This is a genomic window from Cryomorphaceae bacterium 1068, assembly GCA_027214385.1.
Taxonomy (GTDB): Bacteria; Bacteroidota; Bacteroidia; order Flavobacteriales_D; family Cryomorphaceae; genus JAKVAV01.
Map to the genome: position 1 here is coordinate 124,294 of JAPVXR010000004.1, position 18,734 is coordinate 143,027.

14 protein-coding genes are annotated in these 18,734 nt (G+C 43.0%); 1 reads left to right on the top strand and 13 read right to left on the bottom strand.

Features of this window, described 5'->3' with window-relative positions:
* Positions 1-5 precede the first annotated feature (5 nt).
* From O3Q51_07510 to ruvA, 12 genes are all read right to left on the bottom strand, one after another.
* A complete protein-coding gene (locus O3Q51_07510) occupies positions 6-1,367 on the bottom strand; it encodes a hypothetical protein (GenBank protein ID MCZ4408649.1) in 1,362 nt (453 codons plus the stop codon).
* 161 nt (positions 1,368-1,528) lie between these two features.
* The gene (locus O3Q51_07515) at positions 1,529-2,464 is read right to left on the bottom strand and encodes a GDP-L-fucose synthase (GenBank protein ID MCZ4408650.1); all 936 of its coding nucleotides are present in this window, start codon (positions 2,462-2,464) and stop codon (positions 1,529-1,531) included.
* Positions 2,464-3,555, bottom strand: a complete 1,092-nt coding sequence (gene gmd, locus O3Q51_07520; protein MCZ4408651.1) for a GDP-mannose 4,6-dehydratase — start codon at positions 3,553-3,555, stop codon at positions 2,464-2,466. The genes O3Q51_07515 and gmd overlap by 1 nt, the downstream gene beginning before the upstream one ends.
* Before the next feature lie 44 nt (positions 3,556-3,599).
* Positions 3,600-4,499 carry an aldehyde dehydrogenase family protein gene (locus O3Q51_07525; protein ID MCZ4408652.1) on the bottom strand — a complete coding sequence of 300 codons (900 nt, stop codon included), beginning with the start codon at positions 4,497-4,499 and terminating at the stop codon, positions 3,600-3,602.
* Positions 4,499-5,959 carry an aldehyde dehydrogenase family protein gene (locus tag O3Q51_07530; protein ID MCZ4408653.1) on the bottom strand — a complete coding sequence of 487 codons (1,461 nt, stop codon included), beginning with the start codon at positions 5,957-5,959 and terminating at the stop codon, positions 4,499-4,501. The genes O3Q51_07525 and O3Q51_07530 overlap by 1 nt, the downstream gene beginning before the upstream one ends.
* Before the next feature lie 2 nt (positions 5,960-5,961).
* Entirely contained in the window at positions 5,962-6,873 is a 912-nt protein-coding gene (gene deoC / locus O3Q51_07535) for a deoxyribose-phosphate aldolase (protein MCZ4408654.1), read from the bottom strand.
* A 101-nt stretch (positions 6,874-6,974) separates the two neighbouring features.
* Positions 6,975-7,643, bottom strand: a complete 669-nt coding sequence (locus O3Q51_07540; GenBank protein MCZ4408655.1) for an energy transducer TonB — start codon at positions 7,641-7,643, stop codon at positions 6,975-6,977.
* Between the two features lie 108 nt (positions 7,644-7,751).
* A complete protein-coding gene (locus O3Q51_07545; protein MCZ4408656.1) occupies positions 7,752-8,444 on the bottom strand; it encodes an energy transducer TonB in 693 nt (230 codons plus the stop codon).
* 50 nt (positions 8,445-8,494) lie between these two features.
* Complete coding sequence (locus O3Q51_07550) at positions 8,495-8,815, bottom strand: VanZ family protein (GenBank protein MCZ4408657.1); 321 nt, start codon at positions 8,813-8,815, stop codon at positions 8,495-8,497.
* A 64-nt stretch (positions 8,816-8,879) separates the two neighbouring features.
* Positions 8,880-9,257: a glycine cleavage system protein GcvH gene (gene gcvH / locus O3Q51_07555; protein MCZ4408658.1), complete on the bottom strand. Its 378-nt coding sequence runs from the start codon at positions 9,255-9,257 to the stop codon at positions 8,880-8,882.
* A 10-nt stretch (positions 9,258-9,267) separates the two neighbouring features.
* On the bottom strand, positions 9,268-16,512 hold the full coding sequence (sprA, locus tag O3Q51_07560; GenBank protein MCZ4408659.1) for a cell surface protein SprA: 7,245 nt from the start codon (positions 16,510-16,512) through the stop codon (positions 9,268-9,270).
* 38 nt (positions 16,513-16,550) lie between these two features.
* Positions 16,551-17,135, bottom strand: a complete 585-nt coding sequence (gene ruvA / locus O3Q51_07565; GenBank protein MCZ4408660.1) for a Holliday junction branch migration protein RuvA — start codon at positions 17,133-17,135, stop codon at positions 16,551-16,553.
* A gap of 103 nt (positions 17,136-17,238) precedes the next feature.
* Between ruvA and O3Q51_07570 the strand changes: the two genes are divergently transcribed.
* Positions 17,239-17,934 (top strand): NAD-dependent deacylase, encoded by a 696-nt coding sequence (locus tag O3Q51_07570; GenBank protein MCZ4408661.1) that lies wholly within the window; start codon positions 17,239-17,241, stop codon positions 17,932-17,934.
* Here O3Q51_07570 and O3Q51_07575 read toward each other — a convergent pair.
* Positions 17,920-18,585 carry a T9SS type A sorting domain-containing protein gene (locus O3Q51_07575; GenBank protein MCZ4408662.1) on the bottom strand — a complete coding sequence of 222 codons (666 nt, stop codon included), beginning with the start codon at positions 18,583-18,585 and terminating at the stop codon, positions 17,920-17,922. The two genes, O3Q51_07570 and O3Q51_07575, sit on opposite strands and share 15 nt — an antisense overlap.
* Between the last annotated feature and the right edge of the window lie 149 nt (positions 18,586-18,734).

An 18,734-nucleotide genomic window follows, 5' to 3' on the forward strand; every position in this document is an offset into this window, starting at 1 on the left:
TATTTTCAAAAGTCGCGATAAATATTGGACAATGCCGTTCTGATACCCATATACCAAAATCCATTCGCACTTTCATCATTTTCTATACTCTCACTCCTATATGTATACCCCGTATATACCTGAAAGTTACAGCTTGGATTAAAGATATAACCAATTTGCAAATCAGTATTTAAAACTTCTTGCAGAGTCTCATTAGGCGAGAATTCATCGGAAACTTCCGAATTTGTATAGACTGACTTTAAACGGCCAAAAATTCGGTTGTGGTAATAAGTGATTACCCCAACCACTTCAGAGAAGTCTCGTCCAAGAACGTGCCCAAGGGGCTGATTGAAGTGATAGGCGGATTGAAGATTGTTAGGATTTCTAGTCGCACTATTGCTTGATTGATTGAACTCGGCTTGAAAATCGAAACGATCGAAAATTCCTGACCAGCGGCCTCCAATTTGAAAACCATCTAGATTGACACGCCCACTGCTCGAAAGAACCTGTCCATAAATTTTGACCGTTGGAATGATGAACCAAGCGGCATTGAGACCGAGCCTGGCATTATTTTCTTCATCGTCCAACCCGAGTATTGCCGAGTTCATCCCTGGAATGGGTATCAATGCTCTGTAGTCGAAGGGTTGGCTTCCTAAGCTGTCGTCGAAGACTTTCCAAATCACCTCTTCAAAAAATCCGAGCTCCAGATTGGGAAGCGGCTTAAAGGACAGGTAATTCCAAGAGGCTACTTTCCGTTTGAAAATTGCTTCAGGAGTTTCTCCTTGAGGTAGTCTTTCCAAATTTTGCAACAGGGCCAGCGTGTACCGATGTTGAAGTCGCCCTTCAATCGCATCTATCTCATAAGAAGCAAAGGGATAATTATGTGCATTGTCTGAAAGAAGCAGCGACCTATATCCGTGACCTATAAACTGCTTATAATGACCAAAAGACAGATTTAGCCAGTCAGCAGCCTCAATTCCTACGAATCCGCTTGCCATGCTATAATCGTAACCTCCTTCGCCGAAAGGTTTTATTCTTCCCGAACCCGGAAAGACTTGGGTCGAATCCACAAACCTATTGATGTACGCAGCATACCTACCTTGATTTTCTCTAAAATCAGTATAGAAATAAACATTCTTACCGATCTGTCCTTGAACGGCGAAACCACGAGTGTTTTGAAACAAAGAGGTTTCCTCACGATCGGCACTTATTTGATCTAACGTTTCACGCCCAAACCCAAAATCGAACAAGAAATCAGCGTAAATTTTGAAATCGGGTTTGTCGAGCTCAATCAGGTGAGCACTGAAAATTTTCTCGGTAATCTTGTAATAGTATTCAGCAGTATCTTTCGCAAATCCAGAGACTCGAGAAACGTCGGCGTCACTCATCAAAATAGGTTTGGCACCACTGTGAACGGTAGCCTGAGAACCAAGACCAACCCTCTCCTGCCTTAGTTGTGAAAGCCTGTCGAAAGGAAGCGTGTAAACTTGGGAGAAAGAATTTATCCCAAGGGTGCATAATATAAGAATGAGGATGAACCTCAGCATAATCAGGCTTTAACTAAAGAGGCTTTAAAATCTTGATAAACACTCCTTATACCTTCCTCCAATGATACTTGAGCAGTCCAACCGAGTTGGTTGATTTTAGAAACATCCATGAGTTTGCGTGGTGTGCCATCCGGTTTTGACCGGTCGAATTCCAGACGACCGTCAAATCCCACAATATCGGCAATAAGATGAGCCAGATCAGCAATAGATATTTCCTCTCCGATTCCAACATTCACAAACTCCTTTCCATCGTAATTTTCCATCAAGTAAATGCAAGCCTCTGCCATATCGTCTACATGGAGAAATTCCCTTTTGGGCGTTCCCGAACCCCAAATCTCTACCGCACTTGAACCAGATTCTTTGGCTTCATGGAATTTGCGCAATAGCGCTGGTAAAACATGAGAGTTCTTTAGATCGTAATTGTCATTAGGCCCGTAAAGATTGGTGGGCATGGCGGAGATATAATTGCAACCATATTGGTCGCGATAAGCTTCACACATTTTTATACCTGCAATCTTTGCAATGGCATAAGGCTCATTGGTAGGCTCGAGCAAACCAGTAAGCAAGTATTCTTCCTTCAACGGTTGGGGGGCCAACTTCGGATAGATGCAAGATGATCCCAAAAAGAGGAGCTTTTTAACTCCGGCTCTGTAAGAAGCATCGATCACGTTGAGTTCTATAGCCAGATTATCGTGAATGAATTCAGCCCGATACGTATCATTGGCGCTTATGCCCCCTACTTTGGCTGCAGCCAAAAAGACGTACTCAGGTTTTTCTTCTTCAAAGAAAAAAGTAACCGCTGTTTTGTCTCTGAGATCAAGTTCGCTTGATGTTTTTCCGATTAGGTTGGTATACCCGGATTCTTGAAGCGCACGAAAAATCGCACTACCTACCATCCCACGATGACCTGCTACGTATACTTTAGCTTCTTTATTCACTACTCGTTATAGTTCATTACCGCATGACCACCGTCTAAAAGGTACTTGTCCCTTTTGAATAGATCGAGGTCAGCCTCAACCATTTCCTTGATCAACTCTTCAATATTGTATTTATGGTGCCAATTCAATTTTTGCTGCGCCTTGGTTGGATCACCAATAAGGAGATCTACCTCGGTAGGCCGATAATACTTTGTGTCGACTTTGATGAGGACTTTTCCCGTTGCCTCGTCATATCCTTCTTCCTTCTCTTTCTCTCCACGCCATTTTATCTTGATTCCAACATGAGAAAAAGCATTTTCGATGAAAAACCTAACGCTATATGTCTTGCCCGTTGCCAATACAAAATCTTCGGGCTTATCGTGCTGAAGCATTAGCCACATTCCTTCTACATAATCTCTGGCATGTCCCCAATCTCTTTTGGCATCGAGGTTCCCCACAAAGAGTCTCTCTTGTAATCCCAATTTAATTCGGGCAACGGCTCTCGTTACTTTTCTGGTTAGAAATGTCTCACCTCTCAACGGACTTTCGTGATTAAAAAGAATTCCATTTACCGCAAAGAGATTATAAGCTTCTCGGTAGTTTTTAATTATCCAAAACGCGTAGAGTTTAGCCACGGCATATGGGCTTCTCGGATAGAAGGGTGTACTTTCTGACTGTGGCGTTTCTTGTACCAAGCCATATAGCTCACTGGTTGATGCCTGATAAATTCTTGTCTTCTTTTCTAAACCTAATATTCGAACCGCCTCGAGAATTCGGAGGACACCCATCCCGTCTACATTAGCAGTGTATTCCGGAGTTTCAAATGAAACCTGAACATGTGATTGAGCACCCAAATTATAGATCTCATCAGGTTGTATCTCTTGAATCAGTCGGATGATATTTGAGGCATCGGTTAGATCGCCGTAATGCAAGAAAAAGTTGACATCCTTTTCGTGACGGTCCTTGTACAAGTGGTCAACTCTATCTGTATTGAAGAGTGAACTCCGCCGCTTGATTCCGTGAACTTCGTAACCCTTATCAAGCAGAAGTTCTGAGAGATAAGCTCCATCCTGTCCGGTTACACCGGTTATTAAGGCTACTTTTCTTGACATGTCCTAATTTTTTGCAAAAGTAAAAAGAATACGTTCTTCCCTGCTTAGTATCCCGAGCCTGAACCTGAAACACTTTCGATCGGATGCCAGGTTGTTTTGATTTCTTGAAGGTCCATTATTCGCTGCGGTGATTGAGAGGCTTTAGCTTCTGAATTGTAAAATTTTGTCCGCTTTACATTGTCAGAGGCATACTGCCCTATGGCAATAGAATCTTCAGATGCTGCGTCCCAAATCACGAATGCATTCACATCCATGTGTGAGGCAAAATGAGGCAGAAGTTCTTTTCGATTTCCGGTTAGCACATTGACTACCCCGCCCGGAACATCAGATGTGGCAATGACTTCGGCCATGGAAATAGCACAAGTCGACAAATCCTCTGAAGCCAAAACTATAGCCGTATTTCCGCCACAGATGGCCGGAATAAAAGCTTCTAAAAACCCAAGCAGTGCCGACGTATTTGAAGCAAAGGAAGCCACAACACCAGTGGGTTCAGGTACTGAAAAGTTAAAATGTGATGAAGCCACCGGGTTTACAGAACTAAACACTTGCACATATTTATCGCACCAGCCCGCATAGTGAACGAGGTAGTGTACAGAGGCAGAAAACTCTTGATGAGCACGCTTTTCAGTATATCCCAAATCCTTCATCTCTTTTACAAAAAGCTCTTTCTTTTGCTGGAGCATTTCTGCAATGCGATAGATAATTTGAGATCGGTTATAAGCCGACTTAGCAGCCCAACCTCCTTGGGCCTTGCGGGCAGCTACTACTGCATTTCTAAAGTCTTTTCGCGAAGACAGACACATATTGGCAATCAGCTTATCCGAGCTGTTTCGAACCGGATAGAAACGACCGCTTTCGGTCCTCGGAAAAGCTCCGCCGATGTACAGTTTGTATGTTTTCATAACTGCTATGCCTTCTGATGATGTTGTTTCTTTCTTGGCCATTATTCCTGCAAGTTTAAGTAAGCAGACAGTCCGTGAATTCCACCCTCTCTGCCAAATCCTGACTCTTTGTACCCACCAAAGGGTGAAGTTGGATCGAACTTGTTGAACGTATTTGCCCAGACTATTCCTGCCTTGAGCCTTGAAGTCAAATTGAAAATCTTGGAACCCTTGTCAGTCCACACACCTGCTGAAAGTCCGTATGGTGTGTTGTTGGATTTGTCAATCACTTCGTCAATGGTCCTAAAAGTCTGCATGGCCAGCACAGGTCCAAAAATTTCTTCTTTTGAAATAATGCTGCTTTGGGAGACATTGGTAAACAAAGTCGGCTTGCACCAATAGCCTTTCTTGGGAACAGCTACCTGAGATTGATACATCTCAAATCCGTCCTTTTCTCCCGCTTTCAAATACTTTTCAATGGTTTGGAGTTGGCCTTTCGAGTTGATTGCACCTACATCTGTGTTCTTATCCATCGGGTCGCCGACAATAAGCTGATTCATGCGGTGCTTCAGCTTTCGGATTACCTCATCAGCCACATTCTCCTCAACGAACAGGCGAGAACCCGCACAGCAAACATGGCCTTGATTGAAGTAAATACCATTAACAATCCCTTCTACCGCTTGATCTATAGCCGCATCTTCAAAAACTATATTTGCCGCTTTACCTCCTAGCTCAAGGGTTAATCTGGTCGACGTACCGGCTAGTGAACGACGGATCATCTTACCAACTTCTGTTGAGCCGGTGAAGGCAATTTTGTCAACATCTGGATGCTCTACCAGCGCCTTGCCTGTTTCACCTGCTCCGGTTACAATATTCACGACTCCGTCGGGTAGGCCAGCATCTCGAATCAATTCGGCCAGCTTCATGGCTGTAAGCGAGGTAGTCTCTGCGGGCTTTAGGACAACGGTGTTTCCACAGGCCAATGCGGGCGCTAACTTCCACGCAGCCATGAGAAGCGGAAAATTCCAAGGGATAATTTGTCCGACCACACCGATTGATGTGGGAGAGCTATTCGCGAAAGCATAATCTAATTTATCGGCCCAACCTGCATGATAGAAAAAGTGTGCTGCTGCTAATGGAACGTCGACATCTCTGGATTCTCGAATGGGTTTTCCACCGTCCAAAGATTCGATCACGGCAAACTCTCTGGCACGTTCTTGCATTAAGCGGGCTATGCGATAGATGTACTTTCCTCTTTCTGCAGCCGAGATCTTTGACCAAGTGGTGTCATATGCTTTACGTGCAGCTTTCACTGCCTTGTCCACATCTTTCTCTCCCGCCAATGCAATTTCACTCAAGCTTTCCTCTGTAGCTGGATTTATAGTTTTGAAATACTTTTTTGAGGAAGGAGGCACAAACTTTCCGTTGATGAAAAGGTCGTATCGCTTATCGATAGTAACGTGTCCTGTGCTTTCAGGAGCAGGAGATAAATCCCAAGAAATATCTTTTTTTGTTTTGGCCATAATTAGTCGAGGGCAAAGTAATTTGCAGATTGATAGATTCCCGTTTCTTGTTTCACCAGTTGCTTCAGTAAATCATTTGCCAGAGAACTCGCTCCAAAGCGAAACCATTCGTTGGTCAACCAAGCTTCACCAAGTGTTTCTTTTACCATAATAAGATAGTGTAGCGCAAGTTTGGAGTTTGATATTCCGCCGGCAGGTTTCATTCCTACCATTTTACCGGTAGCGTGATAATGATCTCGAATGGCTTCCAGCATGACCAAAGTGACGGGCAAAGTGGCAGCCGGGCTGATCTTACCCGTTGAGGTTTTAATAAAATCGGCTCCGGCGGAAATAGCAATCTGAGAGGCAAAATAAACAGCATCTAGATTTCCGAGCTCACCGGTTTCCAAGATAACCTTCAATCTAGCTTTTCCGCAAGCTTCCTTTACCGCGGAGATTTCGTCGAACACATAAGCGTAATCGCCTTGGTGAAAGCGACCACGGGAAATGACCATATCGATTTCGTCAGCGCCTTCGGCCACCGCTTCTTTGGTTTCGTCAAGTTTGTATTTCAAAAAGGACTGTCCTGAAGGGAATGCAGTAGATACTGACGCCACTTTGATTCCCTTATGTGCTACAAGAGACTTGGCCAACTTCACGAAAGTGGGGTAAACACAAACTGCCGCCACATGGGGCAGATCGGGCAGACTATGATGCAAATGAGCAGCCTTGTGGCAAAGCTGACGGACTTTTCCTTCCGTATCTTTTCCTTCAAGAGTGGTCAAATCAATCATATTCAAGGCCATTTTAAGACCTTGTTTCTTCGCGTCTGTCTTGATACTTCGAGATTGAAAGCGAGCACATCGCTCTTCTACTCCAACCTGATCAATGGCTTTTCGCCTAATATTGGAGAGACTAAATGTAGATTTTGCCAATTAGCTGGTTTTTTTCAAATATAGAAAATCAACTTGACCAGATGACAAAACAAAAAAAGCCCTACAAAATGCAGGGCTTTCAATTTTCTGATCAGATGTTCTTAACGTAGAGTAAACCTGATTGGTAAGTTGTATTGAACTTTTACCGATTTACCCCTTTGTTTTCCAGGAGACCATTTTGGCATACTCTCCACTACGCGGATGGCTTCTTCATCGCAACCCCCGCCAATAGACCTTAGCACTTTCACGTCCTTAACGCTACCTTGTTCGTTTACCACGAAAGTCACGTAAACCGTACCTTGAATACCCGCATCTTTTGCAATAGCAGGGTATTTGATGTTCTTACCAAGATATTTCATCAATGCCGCTTCTCCTCCGGGAAAACTTGGCATCTCCTCCACGATAGTGAAGATTTGTTCCTCAACAACCTCTTCTTCAGCCTCTTCGATAAACTCGATCTCAGTATCTTCATCGACCTCAAGATCTTCAATAACGAGCTCTTCCTCGATTTCCTCTTCATCTTCTACAATTTCAATAACCGTAGTAGGTGCCGGAGGTGGAGGTGGAGGTGGAGGCTGTTGTTGTGAAATAGGGATAATCTCTTCTTCGATCAAATCCAATTCGAGTTCTCCCAAATCTTTTACTTCAGTTTCATAAGCCTTCCATTCAAATGCTACTAAAACCAAGGCTAGAGAAAACAACAAACCTATTATGATGAGCGGTACGCGCTTCTTTTCGAGGTTTGCTTCAGGACTTTTCTTTAATTCCATGTGTTCCGTTTTTTACAGACTCAGCGAAAATAGTAAAGTTTGAATACTTAATCGACGAGAGTCCTAATTTTTAACTTTCTATGTTTATCAACTATTGTGCCTGATCTTTTATTTCAAAGAGAAAGTTACAGGCATAACGAAGCTCACGCTGACAGGCCGACCTTGATGAAATCCAGGATTCCACTTCGGCATGGCTTCGACGGCTTTGATTGCTTCTTCGTCCAAGCCGCCTCCTACTTTTCTCATCACCTTGATATCAGTTATAGTCCCATCCTTTCTAACGGTAAACCCCACATGAACTTTACCCGAAATACCAGCGCGTTTTGCCATCTGAGGGTAAACTACTTGATTTTGGAGAAAAGCGACTCTCGCTGAATCACCGCCCGGGAACTCAGGCATAACGTCTGCAATAAATATAGGCTCTTCATCAATTGCTGGCTCAGGCAATCGAGCAATATCCTTAAATATTGGTTCATTTCCGAGGTCAGGAAACTTCAATACTTTTTTCAAAGGAACAGTTTCGTCGTATTTAAATCGATCGATTATGGTTTTAGCCAGATCATGTTTCACCTCTTCTTTTTTCTCAACAGGTTTTTCCTTTTCTCTGAAAGAAGGTGGAATTATTGTCGCCTCGAATATTGAGACTTCCAGTGTGCAATCTGGTGTGGAAGACCTTTCATCGACGGGTGTTCGCCATTCGAAAGCCGATAAGACAATGGCGCAAGCAACGGCAAGGCCTAAGAGAAAAAAGGTCGGTTTGTTGCGTTCGAGTTCTACCTCGCGCGATTTTTTAGTCTGCATAGTACACGGTTTTTTAAACAGAAAAACCGCCTTGTGGCCACTCAGCTTTTTTATCTGCGGAGTTTATTGAATAGCCAAATTGCAAAGACTGTGCCTAAGGCTGAACCTATTGTATCTGCTACGAAATCGAGTACACTGGCAAACCTAGTTGGAAAAGCTACGCCCTGGAGAATTTCAGTTGCACCACCGTAAAATGCGCCAACTAAAAAAACTGCCAAAAGCGACTTTTTGGTCAGGTGATCTTGTCGTTTGATCAATCCCCAAACTATCAAAATAGCCAATAAACCGAATACTGCTACATGTGCGAGCTTATCTTCAATATCAATGGCCCAAAAGTCTATGTCAGGAAGATCCTTTCCCGGAAGGGACATCAATAAAAGAATAAAGGCGGCCCATGAAAGAGCCGCCCAATATGCTTTAAGAAAAGAAGGTTTTTTAAGCCGTGTGCGATTTGTAGGCATCAGCGTCCAAGAGTTCTGATAGGTCTGGTTCACCCTCAAATTCGATTTTGATCATCCATCCTTTTCCGTAGGGATCTTCATTTACCAATTCAGGATTTGATTCAAGTTCTTTGTTGAACTCAATGACCTTCCCTGTCATTGGCATAAACAGGTCGGAAACGGTTTTGACCGCCTCAATTGTTCCGAATACTTCTCCTGATTCCAAATCCTCTCCTTCGGTCTCAATTTCGACGAATACGATATCACCCAATTCGCCTTGAGCAAAGTCAGTAATTCCAATTGTGGCTGTATTGCCTTCAATTTTGATCCATTCGTGGTCTTCTGTGTATTTTAATTCAGCAGGAAAATTCATTATACCTTGTTTATTGAGTCAATGTAAAGCGCAAAGATACTCCGGTGTTTATGTTTGATGTAGGGAATGAAATGGAAACTTTCGGTTTATTGATCTGGTGATCATAAAAGGCTCTGATATTCAGTCGGTCTGAGATCACATAATCGATAGCCGTTTTTATCGAAATCAGATTTTGACCTGAAGTAATTTGATTTGTTCCCTCTTGCATTCTTCTTGCAATGACTTCAGTGTCACGAATACTTAGGTCAAATCTCACATTAAGGTCACTCTTTCTCTTTTTTCCAGCCAGCTTAATTTCTACATCAGGAAAGCGATATCCAAGTCCCAAAACAATTTCATCACTTCTATTCTCTGTAAGCTGGAAATTAGTCGTGCTGAAAGCCAAGACTCTGTTCTTGTTGATCTCGAAATTGGTGATCAGCGAGTTTTGCCAAGTCATATCTATTCTAATCAACGGACTTAGCTGTTCGCTTATAGTTATGGCATTGATCTGATTCTCGGCAATAAAGTTTTCTTCAATGGAATTGTCTCGAGCAGGTGTACCATCAGAGTTTGTTCCCGCAGCGAGGTTGGTCGTGAAATTACTGATACTAAATGTACTGCGGTAAGCATGAGAGATATTTACTGTTCTGAAAATCTTCTTTAGTGCAGGAATCTTTGAAAGACCGTCATAGTTGACAGACCAATTTGGATTTCTGATTGCATCCCAAAGGGAATAATCGCTCACGAAGAAATTTACACTCTGTGCATCCTGCCCGGTGTAAGCTGCCACAAATGCCGCTATAACCACTTGCTGTGAGGAGGGGCCAAAACCATCCGCATATGCTCCTTCAAGACCCGAATTTGGTTCTGAAAACCCTGTTTCTCTTGCAAGTCGATTGGATATTTCAGGTCTGATATCAAGGAAAGTCTGGAAAACGGGACTAAGATTATTGACATCCTTTGTCCACAGCGTGCTCCAAGCATTCAAGGTAGTACTGAAACTTCCGGTCTTGAATTGACTCTCTTCTAAATACTGCTGCAGATCAGGGTTGTATCTGAAAAAAGATCCGTCATTATCCGAACGACTCCTTTGTGCGGTCAATTCGATTCTCAAATTGGGTAGTGGTTCAAGGTTAAGCCTCAAGTTGAAATCCTCTGTGTACGTTTGGAGATACTGCTGGTTGATAAACTCGTTTTCTACAAGCCACCCCTTTAGGGCTGCTTGCTGATTAAAATTATCTATTTGGTGTCCAAATACGAAGTCTACACCCGGAGCATTAAACCCTGGGTCCATACCAATGATATTGGATGTCCGGTTGTATCCCGGAAGCATCGTTCCTTCATTTTGGCTGTAGACGACACTCAAGTTTTTGACGCTCATCAACAACTTGGCGAAATAATCCAGCACAGTTATGGTGTTTTCGTCTTTTTCTTTTTTCTCAGGTTCTTCCTCCTCTCCGTCCTTCTTTTCTTTTTCTGCTTCATTTCGGCTTGACCCTCGCGACAGTGACCTACCACCGCCTCTACCCTGTCGCTGGAATTTTCGATTTACGTTTTTGAAATAGTCAATCTTATTGTAAAGAGACAGGAAGTTTAACTGACCATTAATAGAGATATTCCTAGAGTTCTGAATGACATTACCCAAGGTGTCTTGAGAGAATGGTGCGCGCTGCCAATTGTAACTTCCGCTATACCTTAAATCAGTAGTTACCCAATCTAGAATTGGAATTTTGTTGATGGGCACTCGGTAGTTGGCAGAGAAATTTTGATTAAAGGTTACGTTATCACCGAAGCTAGTAATACTCCTCCAGATTGTATCACGGTATTGATTGTATGATTCTCTTTCCCCTTTATCAACTCTGCCTTGGGGTTCATCAATAAAGGAAAGATTATTGGCACTATATGTTAATCGGATGGATTGTGTGAGGTCATGCTGAACATCGTAAATCCGATTCCAGTTGAAAGTTTTGGTATACAGAATAGGTTGTTCAAAATTGAATACGTCGCTATTGTTTTTAAACTGTTGCTCACTGTAGGTTCTATTTATTTCGGACCTAAATGAGAAGGACTTCGGGATCAATGTGAAATTGAAATCTCGGATCAGAGCTAAGTAGTCGGACTTACGCAGAAACTTGCTTGTAGCAAATGGCTTTATATTCTTCGGTTTGGCACTGTAGTTATATCCCAGACCAATCCTAAATTGCCTTTGATTGTCAAAAGCTGTATTGATATCGTAGAACTTCCTATCGCTATAAGCAAATGTAGCGTTGAAGTTTTCGATGTCATATACCTGAGGTTTCTTATCGGGATTGGTTCGTTCCTTCCTGACGTTCGTAAAGTTGATGCTTCGCCTTCGAGTATATGTTTGAGATCGCTTTTTCAGTTCCTTTTTTTCATCTTGGGAAAGCCCTTCAGCCACTTCGTCTATCTCAAGGTCAGGTGCCAGCGGATCAAACCGAGGTCTTACCACTTGTTCTGATTGCCCTATAAACATAGGGACTTTAACTCCTGACTCTTCAGGGAGAAACTTACCCAATTCAAGATTTGAGTTGGCATCGTAACCCATTGATTGCTCCTGAGGTCTTTCACTTACCCTACTTTCTAATGATCCGAAGTTTGGCGTAGAGATATTTCCCGAAAGGGAAACGCTACCAAAATCTGCGAGTTGAGCATTTACTCTGGCAAGAGCAGCCCATCCTCCATCGTTGTTGAAATCGGTAAGCCGAAGCTCATTCACCCATATTTCAGCACTTTCGGGTAATGCGTCATCTTCTGCCCAAATATTTTTTGAGGCATTGGGATTTCTGACACCGATCATAATCGACCGAACGGAGCTCAATACAGGATTTCCCTTGATGCGAATCCTTCGGTCTCCATCCATCTCTTCGTAAATTCGGTTTTGTTCAAACCCGGATTGATTTCTTGAATTCTTCGCACTTTGAAGCTTATCAAAATCAATCTTCATGTTGTTCTCTTCAGGCCAAATATTTTGAGGAGTACTCGAAGCATTGAGATCTGTAGGCTCAACGGGAATTTCGTATTCGTAATAATTCTGGTCAAAGTCGGTACCAAGTCTGACAAAGACCGAAACATCTCCAAATCCGAGTGGATTGTCTTGATTTAGGGTCTCACCATGAATAAACATTTCAAGGTTACCGTACATCCGCATGTCGATGTCGGTACTTCTAAAAGCAGAACGGGCATCACCATCTTCTAATTCGCTAACACGAAGAACCAAAGACTGCTCATTCAAACTTCGAAGATTCGCAGTACCGGCATCAATTTCTCGAGAAATTCCAGGTGGGGTGACGTAATTTAATGGCACCCTCGAACTGTTCTCTTCGATATTTACCGCGAGGATATCGAACTCAGTATTTCCCGGGGGGCCCGGAATGAACTCACCTTCACGCAACTCGTCAGAGTATCGTCTCCACTCTCCTCGAATCAATTCCAAACGGGCAAAACGAAGTACAACGGGGGTTTCGAATCCTGTGGTGATCATCCGCATAAATCGGATAGAGCGCAGATCGCGAATACCTCCGAAAGATTTTCCTTCTCTTACAGGAATTTTGAACTGGTACCAACTAACCTGTCTTCCATCAGGTGCTACTCCACTAACTACGTCGGTGATGTAGTTGTTTCCTACTTCCCAAGCTCCTGGATCTATAAGTGGATCAGGAAGATCAACCTCATATTGAAAATAAGATTCTGCTTCACCCAGAGTTAAATCTTGGTTGATATCTTCAGTGGTAGGCAATGTGGTAGCCTGAGTAGGATAATCCTCCGGACTATCTTGGGTAGTTACCGAGTTTCCTTCAAAACCGTTAAAAGCCTTGTAGCGCTCCAGAATATCTGCTTGCTCAGCATCATAGTCAGCCCCTCTGAAAAAGCGAAAATTATCGGACGATGGATCTTCATTTGCTTGAGTAATAACAGCCGGAGCAACACCAGGCAAGGCGGTGATCCGATCCAAGAATTCTTCGAAATAAACGCGCTCACCTGCATCACTAAAACCATCAAAACCAACATCCTGAGCGACGTTGGAATTGGTTGTGTTGTCAAAGGCATTCACAATACTTTGCGTCAAAGGCACTCGTGCCCAGTTTGTGGTATCTGTGAGGAGACCATTTGGATTGGCTGGATCTAAGGGCAAGCCATTCTCAAAACTCATCTGACCATCTCTGAGCACATCTTCCGACACGTTTCCGATATTAACCAACAGCTTTCCCCTAGGGTTACCTTCAGTACCCACAAAGTCGCGGTTGTCAGCGTTGTATGGATCCATTACCCAAAACTGGATAAATTCAACATTGGTCTGCTCAAAGTCCGTGGTATTGATGGCTCTCTGAACCCCGCTCCATCTGGATTCAGGATCATTCAGCTCTCCTGTCTGCGGGTCAATACCTGCGGAAAGTGCCGTAGACTCAGCATCGTAGTTGTATGGGCCCCGATCTCTGGGAAAGTAAGACATATCCAGAGTAGCAATGTTCGCAGGGGTTCCTGCGGGAAGTTCTTTGTCAGGAAAAACTTCATTTTCTGTTACTTCCCTCTGGTAGTGACGCTCATTGTTGATGTTGTCAGGTGTAATATTGTCGTTTCTAAAAAACAATGGATCCAAGATGTACCAGGCAATTTTAGCTCGGTTATACCCTAAAACGCGATCGTCGCTCAGTGACGCCTCAGGAAACAAATCGGGCTGAAGTTGAGGAATAGAAGCCAATCCCCAAGAAGCAAAATTTCGAAGATCAATTAATGAAATAGTTCCCTCAAAGTCATCGATGTAAGCATTTCCGGATTGCCCCACAGCCTTGTTATGACCTGGTATCAAGTGGGCAAATTCGACGGCAGCATCAATATTTGACGTTTCCTTTGTATTAATAAAAGGAATAGCGTCTACCATGTCCGTCAAAAACCGAGATTCGTCTTGGTACCTGGCATCAAATCCCCAAAGCGTATTATTCATCGGCTCATCGCCAATGTTTACCTTTTGGGTTAATGGTCGTTCATTGAGGTTCATAATGGTTGAACCTAAAGTGAAATTATCGTTGAAACGATAATCAAATCGGGCCCCCATCAACCTGCGCGTCTGAATACTAAACAGGGTATTGCTTTCAACCGAAATCTTAATCGGAGTCTGAGATTCAAGAAGGCCCGAGTTCAATATTTTCACTCGACCTAAGTTGTAATCTACCGTGTAATCTTGATTCTCTACCAACGGAACCCCACCTGCAGTTACCTGTACGGCGCCTTGAGGAATATTGAGCGCATTCAAGGCTATTTCATCCGACGAAGCCGAGCGGTAATTTCCTTTCAATTTGAATCGATTCAAATAGAGAAAGTTCTGCTGAGCTACAATCTTTGTAGAATCATAAAGCTGTGGATACACAACCCGTTCAATCTCAGTTTCAGGCACGCCTGCCTCTTCCAAGACTTGTCGCAGGTGTGATCCAAAAGGCTCAATTACCGGGAAGAATACCCGTCCATTTTGGGCGTTTATGGTACCACCTTCAGTCGCAGCATTATCCACGAAGTCAAAACGACCATCAGGCTGAGGGTTTCCGTTTTGATCCAACTTATCCATCTCAAAAATCTGAAGTAGCGGTATGTCTTGAACCTGTGGTTCGGGAATGACGGGAACATCAATACCTTCTTCGGGATCGTTATACCAAACATTCAGCATAAACTCCTGGCTATTCACTTGGTAAGCTCCCAGTGAATAAACGTTTCTCATCATCAAGTCCCACATTGGATTTCGAACGTCTACCACGGTCGACTTCAACATTTTGAGATAAAGAGCATCGGGGGATGTAAATCCATCGTTGGACAAATCCCCCACTTGATAAGTTCGACCATTTAAGGTGTACTGATAGGATACAGCCAGAACCTCTGCATTGTTAAGCGCTTGGTTCAAGGAGATAAATCCAAGGCGTTGATTGAACGTGAACTCATTCGGGGTAAGTTGACGTGCATTACTCAAGCGCTCAAAGTCGCGACCATTCACAAGACCCAGACCTGCAAGGGCCTGGGATGATCCAGAAAATCCGCGAATTTCAGGATTAGAAGCCATTTGGCTGTACAAGGTATTCTGACCATTGTCAGGGAAATTATTGAGGGGATTTCCCCCTACCTCAAGTGGCAATTCCGGATTGACATACTCAGGATCTTCACCTAAATCCGTAAATGCAATAACATTTCGTGTTTCCTCAACATTTGCCGTTTGGTTAACCACCCAAACTTCAATACGCGTAATCTGAACTCCTGAATTTACTACGGGTAGATTCTGAAGAGCGCGATCATAACTATCTCGGAAATACCCACTCAAGAAAAAGTGACGATTGGCTTCGTAGTTGTCAATCGTAATTTCAAAATCTTGGGTTTGAGCTCCACCTTGAACATTGATCTCCTTTTTCTGTCCTCGTTCCTGAGAGAAAAGGGTCGTTACATCCAATCGGCCAAACTTGAGCTGAGTCTTAATCCCGAAAAGACTTTGACTACCTGAGATCAACGAATTGTTGAGAGGCATACTCACATTACCCGCTTCGATCTTTTGAATAATTTCGTCTTCGTAGCCAGTGTATTCAATTTTGGTTTGGTTCTCAAAATCAAATGTCGCTTCTGTATTGTAATTGGTGCTTAGCTTAAGCTTATCCCCTATATTTCCAACTACGTTCAGCTGAATTCTCTGATCGAAGTTGAATGTTGTAATTCTCCGTTGATTTACAGGAATCTGTGGGTTCTCGTTGCTATTGATATTGGCACCGAAGGTGAGCTCAGCCGTACCTTGAGGTCTGATGTCTACTGTATTTCCACCGAAAATTCGGTCAAACGCTTTACTATTAACTTGAATGCTCGGGGCAAAAGGGTCGGGCCCCCCATCTTCGTCGCTTGCCATGGCGTCAGCTGCCTGAATTTCACTCCAATAATCCTTTACTGAATTACTATTGACGTAATCCATGTATTCGTCGAAAGTCATTACCGTTGGATTTCGGTAATCAATATTATCGCCAATGCGCTTATAGAAATAATACTGCCCCGTTTCAGGGTCGTATTCTATAACATTATTCATGTTACTCGGATCAGTAAGATTGATCCGACCATTATTGCCGAAGGGATTCACGCCATCTTCTATCGGATAAATTAAGTCCACCTCCGGAGAGTCGATGGGCATAACAGTAAGCTCAGGGAGATTTACAACCTTTCGTGTAAAGGCAGGTCCCTCGGCACTTACAGACCAAACAAACAAGATTAGCGCACCTATCGCAAATAGGCGCAATATGTTATTAAACCGCAAACTCAAAACATCGAAAAAAGCTATAAGCTCTTTAAACTTCTTTTAATCAAATCCTCAATTCCAATCGATTCATCTGCTGACTTCAGCACTTCATCGATGATTTTCTGTGCTTTCCGTCGATCAAAACCTAAGTTTTGCAGAGCCTTTAACGCCTCTGATCGTACTGTATTGCTCGAACCGTTAAAATTTTCAAAATTCACCTCTAGAGAACCCAATTTATCCTTGAGATCGACAATAATTCTCTGAGCAGATTTGGCCCCTATTCCCTTCACCTTTTTCAAAGCATTCACATCTTCCGCAAAAATTGCTTCCTGCAATTCTTGCGGCTGCATAGCAGACAATGCCGCAATAGCAGAAGCCGGACCTATTCCCGAAACGGAAATGAGATGTCTAAACATGATTCTTTCAGCATCTTCAAAAAACCCATATAGCACATGTGCATCTTCGCGTACAGCCAAATGCATGAAAACCTGTACTTCTTTTTGTTTGCCTAAAGCCTCAAAAGTGCTGAGGCTATGCTGAAAAACATAACCAATACCACTTGTTTCAATAACGGAATAAGAAGGGTTTCTAAAGGTAATGTGACCTTTTATGTACTCGTACATCGGTGGGTGATAGTGCGTTTATTCAAACAGAATCGGCTAGATTAGTAAACCGTAATTTTCAAAGGAGCGTAAAAGTATAAATACCTAACCGTAAAAAAAGCCCATGGACAAGAAAAAGCTAGTTGTATTTTCAGGAGCAGGAATGAGTGCCGAAAGTGGTATTGACACTTTCAGGGATCACGGAGGGCTCTGGGAAAACCATAAAATCGAGGAAGTTGCTACTCCTGAAGCTTTTAGAAACAATCCGAAAAAGGTTCTGGATTTTTACAATATGCGCTTTGAGCAGCTCAAGTCCGTGAAACCAAATGAAGCTCATTTAGCCATCGCTCAACTCGAAATTGAAGAGATATATAATGTAAAAGTTGTCACTCAGAATGTGGACGACCTTCACGAAAGAGCAGGCAGTAAAACAGTATATCATCTTCATGGCGAGCTGACAAAATGTAAAAGTTCAGGAGACGAGAGTTATGTTACCGAAATGCCCAGTGGTGGTCTACAAGTTGGCGACCTTTGTCCGTCCGGCTTTCAACTAAGGCCAAACATTGTGTGGTTCGGAGAAATGGTAACAGCTATGGATAAGGCAGTTGAAATCGTAACAAAAGCTGATGTTTTGGTGGTAATCGGTACCTCTTTAAATGTTTATCCCGCTGCAGGTTTGGCCCATATGGCTCCAACCCACGCACAGGTATTTTTAATAGACCCCGGATATTTCGATCATTTGGATCCGAAAATAAAGCACATAAAAAAGCCCGCAACAGCGGGCTTTAAAGACCTTATCTCAATTTTATTGAACCGATAAAACGTTCGTTGATATTTGAACGTTTGCATCATTCCACATTCTAACGATGTAGTTGCCCGTCCCAAGACCGTCAACATTAATGGATCCTTGACCGAAGGATTGAACTTCTTTAACGAGCTTACCTGCGATGTTGTAAATCTCAATTCGCTCCACCTTGTCTGCTCCGTCTATAAAGAATTCCGAAACGACCGGATTCGGATAGATTTTCAAAGCATTGTTGATGGCTACGGGAGCAGAGAGTGCCTGATTGAAATAGTAAGTGGCGCTATCCGTGTCCTCAGAGTCATTTACATTGGTAACTGTTACGATAACAATCGCTCCTCCTTCGAACCCACTGGGATAAACATGTACGTCCAAAGTACCTTCTTGTCCGGATTCCAAATTAAAGGTTGCATCATTTACAACAGGGCCGTGGCACAAATTTACATCGCACACCGCTGTAAACCATTCAGGTGTTATATCTACAATTTCACGCGTCCAAATATATGACTGCGACTCAGATGACTGATTGATTACTAAAGCATTTGCTACAACATCTGATTGCTGATCGGTAATACCTTCTACAGCAATTTCATTTGGCTCTATCACTGTTTGAGCATAAGTTGAAGCTCCAATAAGAAGCCCAACGACTATGGCGTAAAGTTTTTTCATTGACTTGATTTTGACCAAAAGTACAGATTTACAACGGTCAGGACAATTTAATCAGCTTAGGTGAAAATCGTAGGAATCACATGGAAACCACCCAGCACATAAGTTCCACCTCACATAATTAACGATATATCAATCTGATTTTGTGTACT